Below are 17521 nucleotides of genomic sequence, written 5' to 3'. Positions count from 1 at the left end.
ATTGGCAGAGCTTATGAAAGTCGACTATGTCACGCATGACGAATCCTATTTCAAAAATACCATTCACTCTAAATTACGAAGAATCGCCTTATCATTATCAGGAGCAGTTGTAGGCATTCACTCTCCTGACGATACGGACCTTTGGGATGACGGCACGGCAGTTGACTGGGGAGCCTATGAATCGAATGGATGGAATTGCATGGTGCAGATTCCTAAGTTCTACTACAAAGTAGAAAATGGCACATTAGGAATGTTTAAAGATGTGTACCGTTGCGAAGTAAGTGAAATACAAAGAGAAGGTTTTAAGCTGCATCCCGTTTTTGAACGTATAGATGGCGTAATTGAAAATTACCAATATGTTGCTGCATTTGAAGGGTGGGTAGATGATAATGGAAGATTGAGGAGCTTACCAAATAAGACGATTACAATAGGCAGAACACGAGCCAGCTTCCGCGCTGCTGCTCAGCTCAATGGCTTAGATTTTCGACAAATAGACTACCTGTTACTCAGTGCCATTCAAATGCTATTTATTACTGAATACGCCTCATTCAACAGTCAAAAAGTGCTAGGAAAAGGAATGTCGCTCACAGCATATGACTTTCTTGCGACAGGTAAAAGCCTGAAAAATGGCAATCGGTCATATGGAGACAAAGAAACAAGTTCCGCCCATATGACCTATCGCGGCTTAGAAAATCTGTGGGGCAACTACTACTCTTATGTGGATGGAATAAATTTCTATAACTATGGTACGTATATAAGTAAGCGGATATTTGAAGATGATAAAACAAGCGGGAACTATAATTATACGGGTATCATGCTAACCAACAGTAGTGGCTATATTAAAAACTTCAAGAGAGTAGAGGGATATTATGACTTTAATTTCTTACCTGTAGTAGTGGGAGCGGCTGAATCTAGCTATCTTGGAGATTACCATTTCTATGCATATGGGTACAGATGTCTTGCTTTCGGAGGTGCCACAACAACCCAAGGACACACAGGAATCTTCCAAACAAACATGCAAATAAGTTCCACTTCAGCTCTCTCAAACTGCGGTGGTCGACTTGCCTATATCTTGTCTTAGCCCTCTTTTCTAACATCAATGGAGGTGAATACACATTGACAAAGGTAGCGAAGATGGAATGGGTATTTGATGTGGATGAATCAACTCATTATGCCGACACTTTAAATCCGGTGAATGACGTATCAACAGACATAAAAAAATCTATTGCCAATCTTCAATGGATCGCTGATACAGATATGCCTGCTAGTTATGTTGAATGGGTAAATCCAAATAACGAGGTGCTTAAGCCTAAGATGGCTTCTACTGGCATCGAGTTCCGAATAGACGAAGATACAACAGAGTGGTATAAATCCAGTGAATTTAATAGTTCTATTATTTACCATAAAAAAGCCTTTAAGCTATGGAATAAAGGTACAGGAAGCTGGGAGACAACCCCTACATTACCTACCGATACGCAATTTATTGAGTTGGCGTGGACTTTAAGAGACTTAAATGCTTCACTTAAAGAGCATTTGCTAAAAATGAATCAACAGGAGAACGCTGTGTCAGATGGTATCGACTATGAATTATTTAGCCAAATTATTGACCTAAACAAATGCTTATATATTGATGATTTAAAAGTACAGGCGGTGATGAAATAATGGCAGGAAGCGCCAAACCTGATCAAAAGATGAAAGAGGCTCAGTTTAAATATATTAGAGGATCAGGATCGCAAGGCGCTCAAGCAAGTGGATTGTTTAATGGAGTTACTATCAATCAATGGAACACTACTCATGTTATGTATTGGTCTGACTCCTCACATTATGTAGAGTTTGAAGTCTCTACTAGATTTAATATATGGCGAACAGGTACAACAACTTGGAGTAATTATACAGCTTCTTTGATAATAAAAAAGTATAACGAACAAACAGGCCAATACGACGATGTAACATCTAATTATCCACAAACGGTATCAGATATTCCACATACTAAGTGGGAGAAAACCATTTCAAATCTCCCAAGAGGTCAATATCGAATGGAATATGGAAATGGACTGAGACTGGATTCTGAATGGTTTTTAGAATCTGTTAATAGTACTAAATCTCTGATCATTCATGATAGCGAATATAAGAAATTTAATCCAGCAGTACCAGGTAAAGATCCGACTATTAATGCTATACCCCATATGACAAGCAATACTGCTCCAACAGGTAACGTAACTGCTAGAGGGGCTTACAACCCTGCATGGCAAGCATTCGACAGGAATAATGGAACCTACTGGTACGACAATGGATCTAATGCAAGTAATCCGACCTGGCTTCAATATGAATTTGATTCACCTAGAATCATCAATAAAATAACGCTGCAATGTGCTACCGTAATCACAAGTGGGGCATTTGGGATAAAAGAATTTTCGTTATTGGGTAGTTATGATGGTGTAAGTTATGACAAGCTTTTATCTGTTAATAACCACCCTAATAGCAGTGATAAATTAACTTACACATTTGATAATAACAATAAGTATTTTTTTTATAAGATATTGTTCGGAGCAAGCTACTATGGTTATTATGCATTGGTGAGTTCCTTTGAAATGTATGAGGCAGCTACTGAAGACACCCCTGCTCATTGGTCAATCATTTCCCCTACTCTTCCTACTTCGGCTGAGTTCTTAAAGCAGGGGATGGATAATTTATCAATTCTATTTGAACAAAAACTAACAGCAAAACCTAATCCAATGATTGAAAAAAACGGAATAATTAATGAAGGTGAAGAAGGTAAGGTATTTAGTTATAGTCTTAACCTAAAAAGACTGATAGATATTAGAAGTATTAAGAACGAGGTGATGTGACATGCCGACTATCATGATTAATAGTCAACAACTAACCTTTAATAATATCTACTATGTAGATTCTATCAATGGTTCTGATCAAAATAACGGGTCGGACGACTCCCCCTTTTTAACGGTCAATTATGCTGTTTCAAGATGTGCTACATCGGGCGATGCCATTTACGCTAATAAAGGTACTCATGACGTTACTAGGCTTGCAGGAACCTATGATTCAGGAGGGTTATGGGATGATAGCAAAGCAATTTCCTTTATTGGCGTAAAAGGACAAACCATTTTTGTTTGTGATGGAAGTAAGCATAGCGGTAGAGACACACACTGCATTATGTTCAGAAACGCAGGCACTAAAGCCTATCAAATAACTTTTGACTTCAGAGTTGGCAACCGAGCAATAAATTATTCGACCTCCATTTGTGGAGCAGGAGGTCCTGTTACAAGAGGGGAACTTATTAATTGCTTGTTTAAAGTTGATAGCCCTTCTCCTAGCTTTAGCTACTCCAATGATGGGACGACTACAACAAAATTTACTAATTGCGTGTTTGATGTTAAGGCAAACTTTGTAGGAAGCTATACAGGAGGTCCCGGAATTACACTAGAGAATTGTATTACAAATTTCACATTTCACACAGAGGGAACTAAGACAAACACTTTTGACAAAGGGAGTTTCGATTCTAAGTATCACATTACAAATTTTGATGAAGTTGCTTTGAATGTTGGGATTTATTCAGGTAAATATGGATGGACCTTTGATAAGATCTTGCTCCAGCATAATAACAATAAGATATATACAATCGAGTCATCCGAGAATTGGTATCAGACTAAAATGACTTCCAATATCGCACCTGCCCCACTAGTGGCTAGTGCAAGCAGCTTCCACAGTTCAGGATATGAAGCATACAAAGCTTTTAATGGTGATCACATTACAGATAACTATTGGTGCACTACTAGCGCGGACAGTAAAAACTGTTGGCTTATGTTAGACTTTAATGTTCCTAAAAGATTCAATAAAGTCGTTTTGAAATCAATGATTACGAGTAGGGTGGGCTATAACCCAAAAGAGTTTAAGATACAAGGCTCTAAAGACAATCTTGTCTTTAAAGATTTGGCGACTGTAAATGAAGAATGGAATACAGAAACGGATAGGATAATCAACTTCCACAATTCCACTAAGTACCGGTATTATAAGATATTTATTATTTCTAACAATGGGGCATCCTGGTCAGGGATTAGAGAAGCTCAGTTTTATGAACGTAAAGATAAATTAATTAACTTGCCTTCTGCAAACCAAGCAAATTTTAAAAAATACGGAGGCTCCAATTTAAGGTTAGATACTATTTTTCCAATTATAAGCTTTGCTTTACAGGACAAATTCTCAAAAAATGAAGAAGGTCTTTGGGTAGTTACACTAGATAAGAAACCATTAGCAATAGAGTTCGGTAATAAAGAATAAAAGAATAGGAGTGTTAAGCAATGACTGGATATATTTTGCTGCAAGCAAACAATAAGAAATACTCAATTGAATCAATTGACGCTTGGCATGAAACTAAAATGACAAGCAGCAATGAGCCTGCTCCATTGGCTGTAAGTGCTAGTAGTCAATACAGTGCAGACTATCCCGCCTGGAGAGCCTTTGATGGTTCAATAGCGAATGTCGGTAGTTTAAATAACTGCTGGATAACGGCCAATGGAGTGAAGGTAGGACACATCCAACTGGACTTTGGAAGGACTACTACTATTAGAGGATTCAGTTTAACGCCTAGGCAGAACAGTACTGCAGCCAGTGGTATCAACTGTATGCCAAAAAAATTTAATTTTTTAGGCTCTAATGACGGCATTAATTATTTTCTGATTAGCGAATATAAAAACGAAATTTGGTCTGCCTACACTGAAGAAAGAAAATTCGTTTTATCAAAACCTGTAAAATACAGGTTTTATAAGTTCGAAATTCTAGAAAATAACGGTGGGACATATGTCTCAATAGGAGAAATTAAATTCTTAAAGGGCGTTGTGATGAGTGAATTACCAACAGGATCATTACAAAATTTTATTGATTACGGGAAAGGTTTATTGTCTAACCTGGATCAATCAATCAATATAAAAACCTATGTCACACAGGATGAAATTTCTAACAACGACAAAGGTTTTCGGATATCTAAACTAGACAGGAAGCCACTTTATATTGAGATGATTTAAAGCAGGCACAGGTTATCCGCTTGCTCGATGAGTAATAACGATTAATGAAAGCAAAAACGTTACAAGGAGTGAATGGTAATGGCAGTTGGAGGAATTATTGAAGAAAAAGACATAGGGCTTTCCATTGGTACGAATGGTACTTTTAATAATACAGAATTAACAGAGGATGGGAAGGTTCGTCTAAAAATTGTTGGAGTAACGGAATCTGGTGAACCGCATTACGTCACAGAAGGCGAATGGGTTTCTGAGATTATCAATATTGGAGATAACTTTAAAGAGTTCGGTAAGCTGCTAACATCCCACACTTCAGCAGGAACTTCATCTATTAAGGCTTATTCTCGTACAAGCAACAACGGAAGAGCATTCGATCCATGGATAGAGGTCCTTGAGGACGGTACAATCCAATCTGAAAAACGCCTCTTCATTCAAGTTAAGATTGTCTTTAAAGCTGGTAAAATAGTGAACACATTAAATGTCGGAAACATTACTGTGCCAACTGGCGTAGATTTATTCTCTGAAAACGAATACATTGAAACACAAGGGAGCCTTAAGCTAAAAAGAAATCATCAACGAGACATGACTATTGATCATACATGGACAGGTGAAGGCAGTTTACACCGGATTAAAGTTAAGCGTGATGAATGGGTACGTATTGATAATCTAAACATATCTTCAAAAGAAATTTAAGTTTCAAAAAGAATCTTTCATATAAGGCAAATAAGAATATCAAGATAAGGAGTGTAACAATGACTAGCTTTTTAATTTTTAGAAACGATAAGACAGGAAATCACTTTTCTGTTTCAGAAGGTGTCTTGACTCATTTGCCTGCTACAGTAGATGCGGCTATGATTCAAAAGTATGGCCTGCCTCAAGGAAATGAAGTGCAGCTAGACGTGCCGTTTACAAAACATATTTACGTTACTTATGATGGTACCCAATACTTAGAAACATCTGAAGACATTCTAGAAGGGTTTAGTGTGTATGATTATATCTCTGAAACTCCTACAGTCTTAGTCGATACAGACAGCACGGAAGATGTAATCGTATCTACAGTAACTGATCCATTTACGATTTATGACGAATTCGGAGACTCAGTAGAAGTTCTTTACTACACAGACGATGAAACAGTGACAGAAGCAAATCTTATTGTGACTGCTAATTGGTCCCCTCTAGATGAGCTAGAAGGAGACTTCGAAATTGTTACATGGACTGACGAGTCACCAGAGACAGCCAAGCGTGTCTTAGAAATCACTGCGGTTCCTAAACCTCAATTCATCTATCTATTAAATAGTGTAGGCGTTTTCGGTGAGCTAGGCAAAGTGTTGATCGCAAACACATCTATTGCGTATCGTGATGAACTTCGAATCTTATTTACACCAAACCAAACAGATTGGTATCGCTGGGACGGAGCAACTTTTATAAAGGTAAATATTACTTCTGCTGCAGATGCGAAAACTTATGGAATGAAGCATGCAGAAGTAGCAGCCATGACAGAAAAACAATTAACTTTATGGCCATTCGATAAAATTAGTGTAGGACTGTACTTAGAAGATAATGTTCAAGATACAATCATTACTTCAGTAAATTCTATAGCTTATGAAGACTTAATCGCAAAACACTCATCTAGTCTAAATGAAGCAAATCTTTATATCCTAAACACTACAGCTGTAATTGACTTAGAATTTGTAGGATCTACTGTTTTCGGCGTGCTCAATGATGCGGACTTATCTCGAGTTCAATATCGTGTTGTCTTAAATGATGAACCATATTTCCCTCAAGACGGAAAATACACTGAGCTTGCTCCAGCCCCAATGAATATCCAGTTGGAATTAAGGAGCTCTGACATTAAAATCAATGATTGGAACACAATCAAAGTCGAGTTCAGAGATTCATTCGGCACAGTTGACTACTGGGCAAAAAGCTTTGTAGGTACTTATAACGGGTTAATGTTTAAAGATTTAGAGGGCGAGTTTTACTCTGATGAAATTGGTCAAGTATTAAAGTATTTAGACTTTGGTGTTATCTATGCGGGCCAGACTACAATTGAGCATGAGATTATTCTCCGCAATCAATATGGCTATGCAGTAAAAGATGTTCAAATATCAGTAAACCAAAGTCAAATGCTCCCTGGCATGCAATATGAACTGAGTAAAACATCTGCTCCATTCGTACCAACAGAGGAATTGCTCTTTGAAGAAACATTAGATGATCAAAATCAACTGTCATTCTTTATCCGATTAAAAACAGACTTAGCAATGACACCTGAAACAAATGGTCAATTCAAAATCGTTGCTAAAGCGAATAAAGCATGATCACAATACAATGTGATGGGAGTGTAGAAAATGTCTAATACAATAGATGTTTTTACAGAGATCCAGGCTCACACGGGTGCTACCGTTCATACAGAAATTATAGCACAGCATTCCGAAAACTCTGCTGTGTATGCTGAGATCACTGTACCAGAAGTAATAGAAAACACAATGCAAGCCAAGTTCTTTTTATACGGGACAGGCAGGAAAGATATTTTAGTAGACATTCAGTCTAGAGCAATCAGAACAAGGTCGATTGACAGTGAAATCCACGCAAGGGCAATAAGAAGTAAAGATATTTACTCAGAGATTAATGCAGTCTATCGTGGAAACTCAGACATTTTTGTTGAAATTCAGCCAATGGGATTTGTTCAAGTACCAGCTGAAATCGAAGTACGTCCGCATACAAATATGCAGGCAATCTATGAAACGAAGAAGCCTCCTATTCTTACGGATAGTTACTTCCCAATACAGGATGCTTTCACTAAGAAAGAAACAGGATTCCAAACAATCAACTATGGTAAATCCTCTACTATGGTAATTGGAAATAATGATGAGTTTGAATCTTTTATTAGATTCGAAACAAAGAAAATGGACAATCGCTATGTAATCACGAATGTAAAATTAGAGCTCACATATCTTGGGGAAGTTGTTGATGGTTACAAAATTAATCTTCATACGGCTGCCAGAGCATGGTATGAGACAGGTATCACTTATCAAAACAAACCACCTAAATTAGATTTAATTTCTCATAATTATGTAAACGATAAAGCTCGAAAAGTTATTATCTTCGATGTAACAGATATAGCATCTGCGTGGCTATTTAAACAAGCAGAAAACAATGGTCTTGTCATGTCTACAATGGAAAAAGATTCTCTGTACTTTAGAACTAATAACTCTAGTGAAAAATATTCACCAAGATTAGTCGTAAGCTATTACGATAGTGTAGTTCCAAGTACAGGAAGAAGTCAAATCCGCTCTGAGATCTTTATCTACAATAGAGAAACCAAGGACGTTCGTGCAGAGATTGAAGTTGCTTCCACATTTAGCTTTGAAAGAATTCTAACAGAAATTTATGTTCACCAACCAGATGTTCCTTTGGACAATAATATCTTTACAGATATCACAGTAAATAAGGCGGTTGTCGAAGCAGAAATAACAGCAATCCGAAGTGAGCAATCCGAAGTATTTGCGGTTGTAACGGCGCGAAGCGAGCAATTTAGTCGAAGTATAGATGCATCTATTACTGTATCTAGGAAATTTACATTAGCAGAAGTCACAGCCAGACTCCAGGATAAATTAGAAATTGATTCTGAAATCTATGCATCAAGAAACAAAGTATTGAGCGAAATTTCCGTATCTTTAGAAGGCCAAGACAGTATCTATACGGAGATTACAGCAAACGATATTCATGTTCGCTACATTGAAGCCGAGATCACGCCAAGAATTGCTAAATTAAGCGATATTTTTGTGGAGATCGAACCGAACATCAAATCAGATATCCTAAGCGAGATCACTTCTACACGGGAAATCATTTTATCCGAAATCATGGCAGCTAGACGCGATGATAGCGAGACCTTTGCGGAATTAATTGTTCGTGCAATAGATAATAGCGATACTGAATGTATTGTCCTCGCATCCAAGGACAAAATCTTCACTGAAATCACGGTGAACATTTGGAAAGATGAAGACATTACTTTAGAGATTACTCCTAGAATTAAGCGAGAATCCGAGGTGCTTGCTAATATCTACGTAAGCAATATTTCTGAGGTCCTTACAGTAATTGATGTAGTTGGTTCAAGCTTAAAACCTGCTGAGGTCACTATTTCGAGGCAGATAGCCCAGGCTGAAATTTATGTTCCTTTCTACGAAGATGCCGATATCTTAACAGAAATTAAACCTCGTATTCTATTTGCAAACGACATTAATTGTGAAATCACGATGGGTAAAGTTTCAAAAGGATATGCGTTTATCTTGTAATAATAACAGGTGGATGATTCTGTCGTCCGCCTGTTATTTATATAAATAAGGAAGGTGTAAATATGACTGTCAAAAAAATTGTCATAAGCAACTTATTGCAGTCTATCACTACGCCCGCTGTATCAGAATTAACCAATGAGTATGGAATACACTATTCAAGACAGGATTTTCAGTAAGTCATTGAACCTGAAAAAGTATTCAAATATAAAAAAAGTAGCGACAAAGTCATAACAGCAGATTGTCATGTGTAGGTTATATCTTTTTTTAGGTAATTCAATTATAGAACAAACAATGGAGGAGAGATTATTATGGCAGTTCATTATACAGATCCGAAGGAATTACAAGGCGAGCAAGCCGATATATTATGGGAATCTCTTACGACAAACCCTTTATTGGTAAGACGTACTCCCATATCAGTTAACCAGCAACTAAATACAAAGAATTCGAGAATCATATCTGGGATTAATGAAATTAAGTCTCAGGCCGACACAGCTAAGAACTCCGTTATTGAAGCAATGAATTACGTAAACCATGTTGTTGGTGACGCTGGCGATCCAGAGGTTCAAGCTAAGCTAAATGAATTAGGAGGAAATATGATCGATGCTGTATATGCTTTAAGAGACAAGGCTAACAGCATTCTGGAAGAAGCAAAATCATATACTGATGAAAAATTTTCCTCTGTTGATATTAAAATAATTGATGGCGGAAACTTTTAAAAGGTATTTAAAAATTTTTCTCTATTTTTGACGGTAGAAGAACTAATGAAATCCCTATGTGCCACTTAACGACGGAGGATATATTGATCTCACATCAATTTCTCTCAGAAAGTATTTATTCGATTAACAAAATGTCCTTGTAGAGCACCGAATGACTTCAAGCTGCAAGGAAGTCATGAAGGAGCGTACTGGATGACAATCCATAGTATCACAAAAGATGTTATCATGTCTTCTCTTCAAATCGGTGTCTTTTAAAAACATATTACTGTAAACAATACAGCATTAGATTTTGTTAATGCACCTTAAATAATGATTTAAAGACAACTGATTTGTAGAAAACATCTTTTTTCGACCTACACAGGAAAATAGAATCATGGAAGGAGATTTAAAAGAAGACAGCATCTATCATCATGTATTCAAAAAGCTCCTTCCCGTGCTTATGGGAAAATTTTAAGTTGTAGATCGAATTGTGTTGGATCATTAAAAATATTCAGTCAATTCAAGATTTTAACAAACCACCTTAATAACTTGAAGTAAAAATTCAAACAAAATAGCATACCAATTTAATTAAGTAGAACAGAACATCGAATTTACAAAAATAAAACGCTTAGAATCTAATGTCGTGGAATACTAATTCTACGACATTTTTTTATTGCTTAAACCTTTGATATCATAGGGTTTATAAAAGTTTTATAAAGTTCCTATCGATTTAAGATAGCAAAATTAATATGACAAAAGAAAATACTTGGATTATACTAAAAAAGGAGAAGGGGGTGGTCACTTGGATGCGAAGTTAGATAGCTTGAGGGTAGAATTTAAAGAGCATTTACTTAAATACCGATCTAAGACAACGGCTAAGACATACGAGTACAATGTCCGATGTTTTTTGAGTTATCTTGAAGACAACAATATTCCTTATGAGCAGGAAAGTGTCCAGGCTTACTTAGACTCCTGCACGTCAAGAGGACTTGCAGCGTCTACTGTAAATAAAATATATAGAGCACTTCGTTCTTTTGCTGTATTTACTGGAGAAGAAAATGTAGTAGAGAACATAAGAGTTGTTAAAATGCCAGACTATAAGAACCAAGCTCCGAAAGCTCTCCGAAAGCTAGAGAGAGTCAGCTTAATCGAGAAAGCAGAGAAAGACATCTTACGAAACTTCGCAATAGTAATAACATTATTAAATACAGGAGTTCGTGTAAGCGAACTAGTTTCTATAAATCGAGAAGATCTAATAATTGTAAAAAATGAAGGAGAGGTGAGAATCAGACAAGGAAAAGGTAACAAAGAGAGAACGTTGCCACTAAACAAGGAAACCAGAGACGCTATTGCTGAGTATCTAGAAACGAGAACAGATTCTAATCCCGCATTATTCTTAGGATCCAAGGGTAGATTAGGCGTAAGAGGTGTTCAGCATGTTTTAAAAAAATATGGAATCCATCCGCATCAACTACGTCATACATTTATTACTGATCTAGTACGTAAGCATGATTTAATACTTGTTCAATTCCTTTCTGGTCACTCATCTACAGATATTCTTGCTAGATATAGTAAGCCATCTAAAGACGACTTACAAATAGCTGTAGAGAACGTTTATAGTTAAGGATGGGGGATTAGAATGAGCTATAGTATAGGTAAAGAAATTGGAATGCCAGAGAAAAATATGGTGTAATTTACAAATGTCTTTCCTATAAAGAAAACTTTAAGCAAGGTGTATGAAAGGGGGATTTGTCTATGAACCTTACTGCACTAGAAATTCTAGACAATTTCGAGGTAAAGAAAGTAATCCCAATTAAGAGTCATAACTTAGAAGATTATTCTTCTAGTATTTCTGTTAAAAACCCGGTGATTAACGGCGTTATTTATTATGACTCCATAATGGAGAACAATGTTATCAACTTAGAAATGACTAAGAATATAAATAATAATTTAGTATCTATTATAGAAAAAAATTCTAAAGATATATTTGCAGAAAAGCCGCTATCACTAATAGAAAAGAAATTTAGATATGACACTAAAATGGAGGTTCTTCGTGGCCTATACCGAAAAACTCTTGATAAAGTTAAAGGTGAGGAGGTCAATGAATGATAAACGAATTACTAATGGATAATGAAATTTATATTGCTAGAAAAGATTCTCATAAAATTAAAGTAGAAGAAATGGACCCTAAAATAGAATATCATCCATGTGATGATAACGAAGGCTCTTGTATAATCATTAATGGTTATAAGTATTCCATAGTATTAAAAAAAGATAAATTGGAGATTTGCGTTAATGAAGACGTTTCGCCTAAATACTGGAACCACGAATTTATTTCAGCGAAACTTTGGTTTGACTCATTTGCAAAAGCTGTAGAAAGACATAAACTTTGTACATCGGTATACAAAGATGTAGACCCACATCAACTGATGAGTTTATTATTCTTTTTCGACTTAGAAACAAAAGATTATAATAATTTAAAAGATGTAATTGATGCTGCGGACGCAGTTATAACAGAGATTAGTGAAGAAACGGAAAATTTCGCTAAACGCTCACTAATAAAATTTTTTAGTAAATAAAACCCCACACATCCCACTTTCAAATAATGAAAGTGGGATATTTATTGGTCATTACACGAACCTATGTTCTTATATTAACACAAACAAATGTTCTTTTCTATATATTTTTTAAAAAATATAATTAGGCTTCTTCTTCTCAGTAATAAGTATTTAAAACTAAGGCTTACTGTCGAAGGAGATAATATTTATGAATACAAAAGAAGAAGTCTTATCTGCATTAGAAACCAATGATAAATCTGGTATTATCCCAGCTATAAATGAAATATTCAGAAAAAACGTAGCAATGGTTGATAAACACTATGAAACGAAAAGTTATCAGATCGAAGGAGAAGACACCATTGTTTATCGCATAAAGAGAGATGAAACTGATGGTGTTCCTTATACTGTGCTTGAAGTAGCATCACCTATTAATAGTAATAATGGTTACTCTTCAAACGATACAGAGGCAACTTTAACTTTAATGCGAGAAATTGATGGGGATTCTGGAGGGGCGGAGTTTGTAGATTTTTTTAATAATGGATATGAGGATTCAAGAAAAATGGGCGTACGAATTCAATCTAGGGGTGCAGGAGCACTAAGGGATTTCGTATTTGAATTTAATGATGGGAACTTTATAAAAGAAGTTTTTAAAATTGCTACAAACTATGTGGAACTACAAAATGATTTAAAAATAAAAAAAGATGGCAGGAAAATTATAAGTTTTCTTGATGGTAACGGAGCACTTGAGTATCAAGTAGGAAAAGTTTCTGACAGGTTTATGGTTTCAAATGCTAATAATGATGCATCAATTGAGATCTTTGATAATGGTTATATTAAAGTATATACGCCTACTTCTGTAGGTTTATATACAGATGATATGGTCTATATAAATGATCTACCAATATCCACAATAAATAGTGGCTCAATACGACCTGCCAATCCAATAATAGGACAACAATTTTTTGATACCACTATCTCAAAGATCATTAGCTGGAATGGCTCAACATGGTTGGATAACAGCGAAGTAGTAGAGCCGTGGAAAGAAGCTTCACTGGCAGAAGGTGTTACGGGGTCTTTAAAATATAGAAAAGTAGGGGGCCATAGGGTTGATATGTGCTTTGAAAAGTATACAATGACTCATGATATGGGAGATGATGCGTTACCGTTGTTACCAGAAGAATATAGACCTGGTTACACAGTCTATATTTGGGGTGACAAGAACTCCGATATCTCTGTTCTTGCCAAACTATCAGCCGATGGCCGTGTTGTGATGGCAAATGGCCCATTTTCTTATACAGGCATAGTAACGTTCGCTTTAAAGTAAATATATAATTAATATTGCAATCAAAAATTACTGAGAAGATCAAGGAATAGTTTCAAGAAACTATAATAAAAGGCGCACAGGAACCAAACCTTTTTATTAACACACTAAATATAAGCATCCTAATGGTAATAAGTAAAATGAAGAATTATTAAGGAAGGGTGTCTTATTATGAATACAAGAGAAGAAATTTTAGAATCTCTGGAAACCGAAGATAAAACAGGTATTATTCCTGCTATTAACGAAGTACACAGGAAAAATAATGAGATTGACAGTAAAATAGGCGATACAACCCTAATTGAAATTCCAGATGTAGAAAATCTTGTAGAAGCGGTTAACAAATCTTTTCAATTAGCCGATGATGGAAAAACAGCGATCGCCAATGCGGTAGATGCAAAACACGTATCTGCTAGTCCATCAGATACATTTCCAACATTGGCTAATAAAATTGGACAAATTAAAACGGCAGCTACTGTTCAAACTTTTAATCAAGATCATATAAGCATTATGGATCATAACGAATGTGGATTTCAGTTTACACCAGAAATAAGTGGTCAAGTAGCACCTATTCAAGCAGTTACTTTAATAGACCCTCAAAATAAAGAAGTATTAGTAATGGCTACAAGAGAAAGTCAAGGTCCTTTCATACTTGCAAAAGGGGTTAGAATAGAAGAATCTTACATTTCAGCTACAGGTAAATGGCAAATTACTTTACAAGCTGATTCAAGTGTAAATCTGGTACAGAAAGATTTATTAATCACGGTTGTTTATTAAATATAGCACACAAAATGAAAACACTTGAGTAGTAATAAGTAACTGGAAGACTTATTAAGAAAGGGTGTTTTATTGTGGCTTTTAAGATGAAATATTCAATTGGTACTGATTATTTACCTAAAGGAACAAGTAGACGTTCAGGTATAAAAGTTAACAAGATTCACTTTATTGTGCTTCATGATGTTGGTAATGATGGCTACAATAAAACAACAGAACACCGTAACGGAACGACAGCCCGAGGTAATATTAATTACTATAAAAATTCTCCGAACGAATCTGCGAGTGCTCATACTTTTATTGATGACAAAGAGATTCTAGAGTGTATCCCAGTTATCACAGGTACTCCTGAAAAAGCATGGCACGTTCTTTACAATAAGACAGTAGATAATCAGATTTATGGTTTTGATGCGAATGACGCAGCCATCGGTGTAGAACTTTGCTATTATCCAGAGGATAAGGCACGATCTATCAAAGCATATCAGAAATACATCTGGTATTGTGCCTATCTTGCTTTCTACTTCGGTCTAGATCCACTTAAGTGTTTCTCAGGACACGAGAAGCTGGATCCAGGACGTAAGACAGATCCGTCTAATGGACTGAAATGGATTAATAAGACAACAGAGCAATGCATTAAAGACATCATTGCTGAGTACAACGAATGTACGGGTAAAAGTGACAGCATAGCGCAATCTAGCCCTCAAACAGCTCCATCTTCTGAGGTGATTGGAATAGCTACTGTAAAAGTCGCCTCGTTAAATGTCCGGACAGAAGCTAGATTCAACGCTCCTATTGTAAAAACAATTAGGAAAGGACAAGCTTATAAAGTTTTCGAGAAGAAGAACGGACTTTACCGAATTGGACAAAGTCAATGGTGTTCAGCTGGAGAAGCTTTTGTTACATTTAAATCTATTAGTCATATTGGTGTTATTAAAATTTTGGTTGATTCCCTTAATGTAAGAAATGCTCCAGACTTCCATGCACCAATCCTCAAGACAGTAAGCAAGAACACGGAATTGAAAGTGTTTAAAAAAGAAAATGGTATGTACAACTTAGGTGGGAATCATTGGTGCTCAGCAGGTGAGAAATACGTAAAATTTATTAGGGCGTAAGTAAAAAATTCCATCAAGTTCCTGTAGGCATTTAGCTTGCAGGATTTTTTATTAGGAGGGGAAGAATACGTATGGACTATAGTAAATCAGTAGCAACAAGAGAAATGCTGAAGCACTGCGAATCACGGTTTATATTTGATGAGGCTTCTCTAAATCCTGTCGATTCGAATAGAAAAGTTAGAGCGGAACCGCCAGGTCAAAAGGATGGAATAGCATAAATTCTAATGGTGGAAATCAAGTGTTATTTAATCAAAGAGTGATCCTAGATGGAAAGAAAAGTATGAGAATGAAATTAACAATAAAAAAATAAAGATCGAGGTGAAATAACTTGGCTTATTTTGCAGGACAAACAACCCTTTATGATTACATTAATAAAGTAAACATTCCAAATGGTGATCACACGTTGAATGTTAACGGCGTGGATATTGACATTGAGATGTTTAACTTCGAAGAGGATATTATTTACAATGAAAGCCCGATCTTAGGTAGTAATGTATCTGACTCAAAAATGTTGATCTTAAACTATAAAGGGAGTTTGACAATTAACACTGGAGTCATAATAACTCCACAAGTTAGAAAGAAAGGTATGACCATAGCAGTCCGCTATGACTTAATCAATCATGGGAAAATATCCATGACTGCCAGAGGTGCTATCTCAGAAGGGCAGGATATCTATCTATTCAAAAACAGAGATGGGACTTTTGAATACATTCCTGCAGTCGGGGGTTCTGGAGGAGTTGCTACATCAGGGGGAGGAAACTCACACGGCAATGCCGGTAAAGTAGGTATAAGACGAGGAACTGGTGGAGGAGGTTCAGGTAGTAATTGGGGCACAAATTCAAGATCAAGTGGTCGAGGAGGATCTGGAACTTCTTACTCTGGTGGTTCTGGCGGCGGAGGTGTTTACAATACATCTGGCGCAGGTAGTTATAATGGAGGTTCAGGTAGCGACACGGGAGGATCTGGCGGTAATGGAACTGCAAAAGGATCTGGAACAGGAGCTTATGGGACCGGCGGTGTCGGTAATGAGCCAGGCAAATCTGGATGGTCTACTACAAGTACATCCTACATTGGAAACGTTAATAACTTGTATGCGCAAATAGGCACTGGCGGATTGCTTATTGTGTACGCAAAAAATATATTAAATAATGGGAAAATAGAATCAAATGGTTCTGATACTATTGTGAACTCAAGATATTCTTCAAACCATACTCGATTCTCTGGGGGAGGAAACTCTGGGGGAGGCTCTATCAACCTCTTCTACAAAAAAAATTATGAGAGCAATGGTGAGATAATAGCATATGGTGGGACTACTTCAGTTAATATCAAATTTGATTGGGCAGCAATAGGTGGAGATGGCGGAGCAGGATCTATCACCGTACAAAATATACTTCGTTCAGAGAATGTTGTTTTGCATGAAGGTAAATACAAGACGTACAAAGGTAAATGGATAACTGTCTCAGAAAAAATAGATCAGATTGATTTTGAGACAAACGGAGTTCTATCCGAGGAGTTAAATAGAACAGCTGCAGCTAAAAGCATTGCAATGACAGATAAAGCGCCTGCTATTCTCTTTGCTGCATTGGAGCTATGCGAATTAAAAAAAATCTTAAATATGAGGGTAGATAGCTATTCCTGAAGCTCCTTCCTATTCGGAAAATTGCATTGAAAAGGGGATTATTTCCTGTCAATTAAAAATATGTCCCTGAATATAGGTTTTCTATGATAGAAAAATA

16 protein-coding genes are annotated in these 17521 nt (G+C 36.3%); all 16 read left to right on the top strand.

All coding sequences use genetic code 11. The features are described 5' to 3' along the window. The first annotated feature begins 1 nt into the window (after position 1). The 16 genes from MKY88_RS24300 (at position 2) to MKY88_RS24225 (ending at position 17424) form a co-directional block, all read left to right on the top strand. Complete coding sequence (locus tag MKY88_RS24300; protein WP_328204431.1) at positions 2-1081, top strand: hypothetical protein; 1080 nt, start codon at positions 2-4, stop codon at positions 1079-1081. 35 nt (positions 1082-1116) lie between these two features. Further along, entirely contained in the window at positions 1117-1662 is a 546-nt protein-coding gene (locus tag MKY88_RS24295) for a hypothetical protein (RefSeq protein WP_328204433.1), read from the top strand. After that, positions 1662-2849, top strand: a complete 1188-nt coding sequence (locus MKY88_RS24290) for a discoidin domain-containing protein (protein WP_340814877.1) — start codon at positions 1662-1664, stop codon at positions 2847-2849. The genes MKY88_RS24295 and MKY88_RS24290 overlap by 1 nt, the downstream gene beginning before the upstream one ends. A 1-nt stretch (position 2850) precedes the next feature. Then, the gene (locus MKY88_RS24285) at positions 2851-4296 is read left to right on the top strand and encodes a discoidin domain-containing protein (protein WP_340814876.1); all 1446 of its coding nucleotides are present in this window, start codon (positions 2851-2853) and stop codon (positions 4294-4296) included. 20 nt (positions 4297-4316) lie between these two features. Then, the gene (locus MKY88_RS24280; RefSeq protein ID WP_328204439.1) at positions 4317-5039 is read left to right on the top strand and encodes a discoidin domain-containing protein; all 723 of its coding nucleotides are present in this window, start codon (positions 4317-4319) and stop codon (positions 5037-5039) included. 78 nt (positions 5040-5117) lie between these two features. After that, positions 5118-5726, top strand: a complete 609-nt coding sequence (locus MKY88_RS24275; protein ID WP_069483550.1) for a hypothetical protein — start codon at positions 5118-5120, stop codon at positions 5724-5726. Positions 5727-5785: 59 nt separating this feature from the next. Next, positions 5786-7351, top strand: a complete 1566-nt coding sequence (locus tag MKY88_RS24270; protein ID WP_340814875.1) for a hypothetical protein — start codon at positions 5786-5788, stop codon at positions 7349-7351. A gap of 30 nt (positions 7352-7381) precedes the next feature. Then, entirely contained in the window at positions 7382-9328 is a 1947-nt protein-coding gene (locus MKY88_RS24265; RefSeq protein WP_328204443.1) for a DNRLRE domain-containing protein, read from the top strand. A gap of 308 nt (positions 9329-9636) precedes the next feature. Next, positions 9637-10044 (top strand): hypothetical protein, encoded by a 408-nt coding sequence (locus MKY88_RS24260; RefSeq protein WP_328204444.1) that lies wholly within the window; start codon positions 9637-9639, stop codon positions 10042-10044. Positions 10045-10825: 781 nt separating this feature from the next. Then, entirely contained in the window at positions 10826-11647 is an 822-nt protein-coding gene (locus MKY88_RS24255; protein ID WP_175423143.1) for a tyrosine-type recombinase/integrase, read from the top strand. A 131-nt stretch (positions 11648-11778) separates the two neighbouring features. Beyond that, positions 11779-12132, top strand: a complete 354-nt coding sequence (locus MKY88_RS24250) for a hypothetical protein (protein WP_193834054.1) — start codon at positions 11779-11781, stop codon at positions 12130-12132. Further along, positions 12129-12602, top strand: a complete 474-nt coding sequence (locus MKY88_RS24245; RefSeq protein WP_069483545.1) for a hypothetical protein — start codon at positions 12129-12131, stop codon at positions 12600-12602. The genes MKY88_RS24250 and MKY88_RS24245 overlap by 4 nt, the downstream gene beginning before the upstream one ends. Before the next feature lie 187 nt (positions 12603-12789). Beyond that, positions 12790-13905 carry a hypothetical protein gene (locus MKY88_RS24240; protein WP_340814874.1) on the top strand — a complete coding sequence of 372 codons (1116 nt, stop codon included), beginning with the start codon at positions 12790-12792 and terminating at the stop codon, positions 13903-13905. A gap of 168 nt (positions 13906-14073) precedes the next feature. Then, positions 14074-14676 (top strand): hypothetical protein, encoded by a 603-nt coding sequence (locus tag MKY88_RS24235; RefSeq protein ID WP_340814873.1) that lies wholly within the window; start codon positions 14074-14076, stop codon positions 14674-14676. Between the two features lie 74 nt (positions 14677-14750). Beyond that, the gene (locus MKY88_RS24230; RefSeq protein ID WP_340814872.1) at positions 14751-15785 is read left to right on the top strand and encodes an N-acetylmuramoyl-L-alanine amidase; all 1035 of its coding nucleotides are present in this window, start codon (positions 14751-14753) and stop codon (positions 15783-15785) included. A gap of 328 nt (positions 15786-16113) precedes the next feature. Then, positions 16114-17424 carry a hypothetical protein gene (locus MKY88_RS24225; protein ID WP_340814871.1) on the top strand — a complete coding sequence of 437 codons (1311 nt, stop codon included), beginning with the start codon at positions 16114-16116 and terminating at the stop codon, positions 17422-17424. Positions 17425-17521: the final 97 nt, after the last annotated feature.

The organism is Lysinibacillus sp. FSL R7-0073 (assembly GCF_038009065.1).
Classification (GTDB): domain Bacteria; phylum Bacillota; class Bacilli; order Bacillales_A; family Planococcaceae; genus Lysinibacillus; species Lysinibacillus fusiformis.
This window is presented reverse-complemented; position numbering and strand designations above follow the sequence as displayed.

Bases quoted from the DNA above. Each gene is read 5' to 3' on its own strand.
- MKY88_RS24290 (WP_340814877.1), top strand. From the start codon at position 1,662: ATGGCAGGAAGCGCCAAACCTGATCAAAAGATGAAAGAGGCTCAGTTT.
- MKY88_RS24285 (WP_340814876.1), top strand. From the start codon at position 2,851: ATGCCGACTATCATGATTAATAGTCAACAACTAACCTTTAATAATATC.
- MKY88_RS24280 (WP_328204439.1), top strand. From the start codon at position 4,317: ATGACTGGATATATTTTGCTGCAAGCAAACAATAAGAAATACTCAATT.
- MKY88_RS24275 (WP_069483550.1), top strand. From the start codon at position 5,118: ATGGCAGTTGGAGGAATTATTGAAGAAAAAGACATAGGGCTTTCCATT.
- MKY88_RS24270 (WP_340814875.1), top strand. From the start codon at position 5,786: ATGACTAGCTTTTTAATTTTTAGAAACGATAAGACAGGAAATCACTTT.
- MKY88_RS24265 (WP_328204443.1), top strand. From the start codon at position 7,382: ATGTCTAATACAATAGATGTTTTTACAGAGATCCAGGCTCACACGGGT.
- MKY88_RS24260 (WP_328204444.1), top strand. From the start codon at position 9,637: ATGGCAGTTCATTATACAGATCCGAAGGAATTACAAGGCGAGCAAGCC.
- MKY88_RS24250 (WP_193834054.1), top strand. From the start codon at position 11,779: ATGAACCTTACTGCACTAGAAATTCTAGACAATTTCGAGGTAAAGAAA.
- MKY88_RS24245 (WP_069483545.1), top strand. From the start codon at position 12,129: ATGATAAACGAATTACTAATGGATAATGAAATTTATATTGCTAGAAAA.
- MKY88_RS24240 (WP_340814874.1), top strand. From the start codon at position 12,790: ATGAATACAAAAGAAGAAGTCTTATCTGCATTAGAAACCAATGATAAA.
- MKY88_RS24235 (WP_340814873.1), top strand. From the start codon at position 14,074: ATGAATACAAGAGAAGAAATTTTAGAATCTCTGGAAACCGAAGATAAA.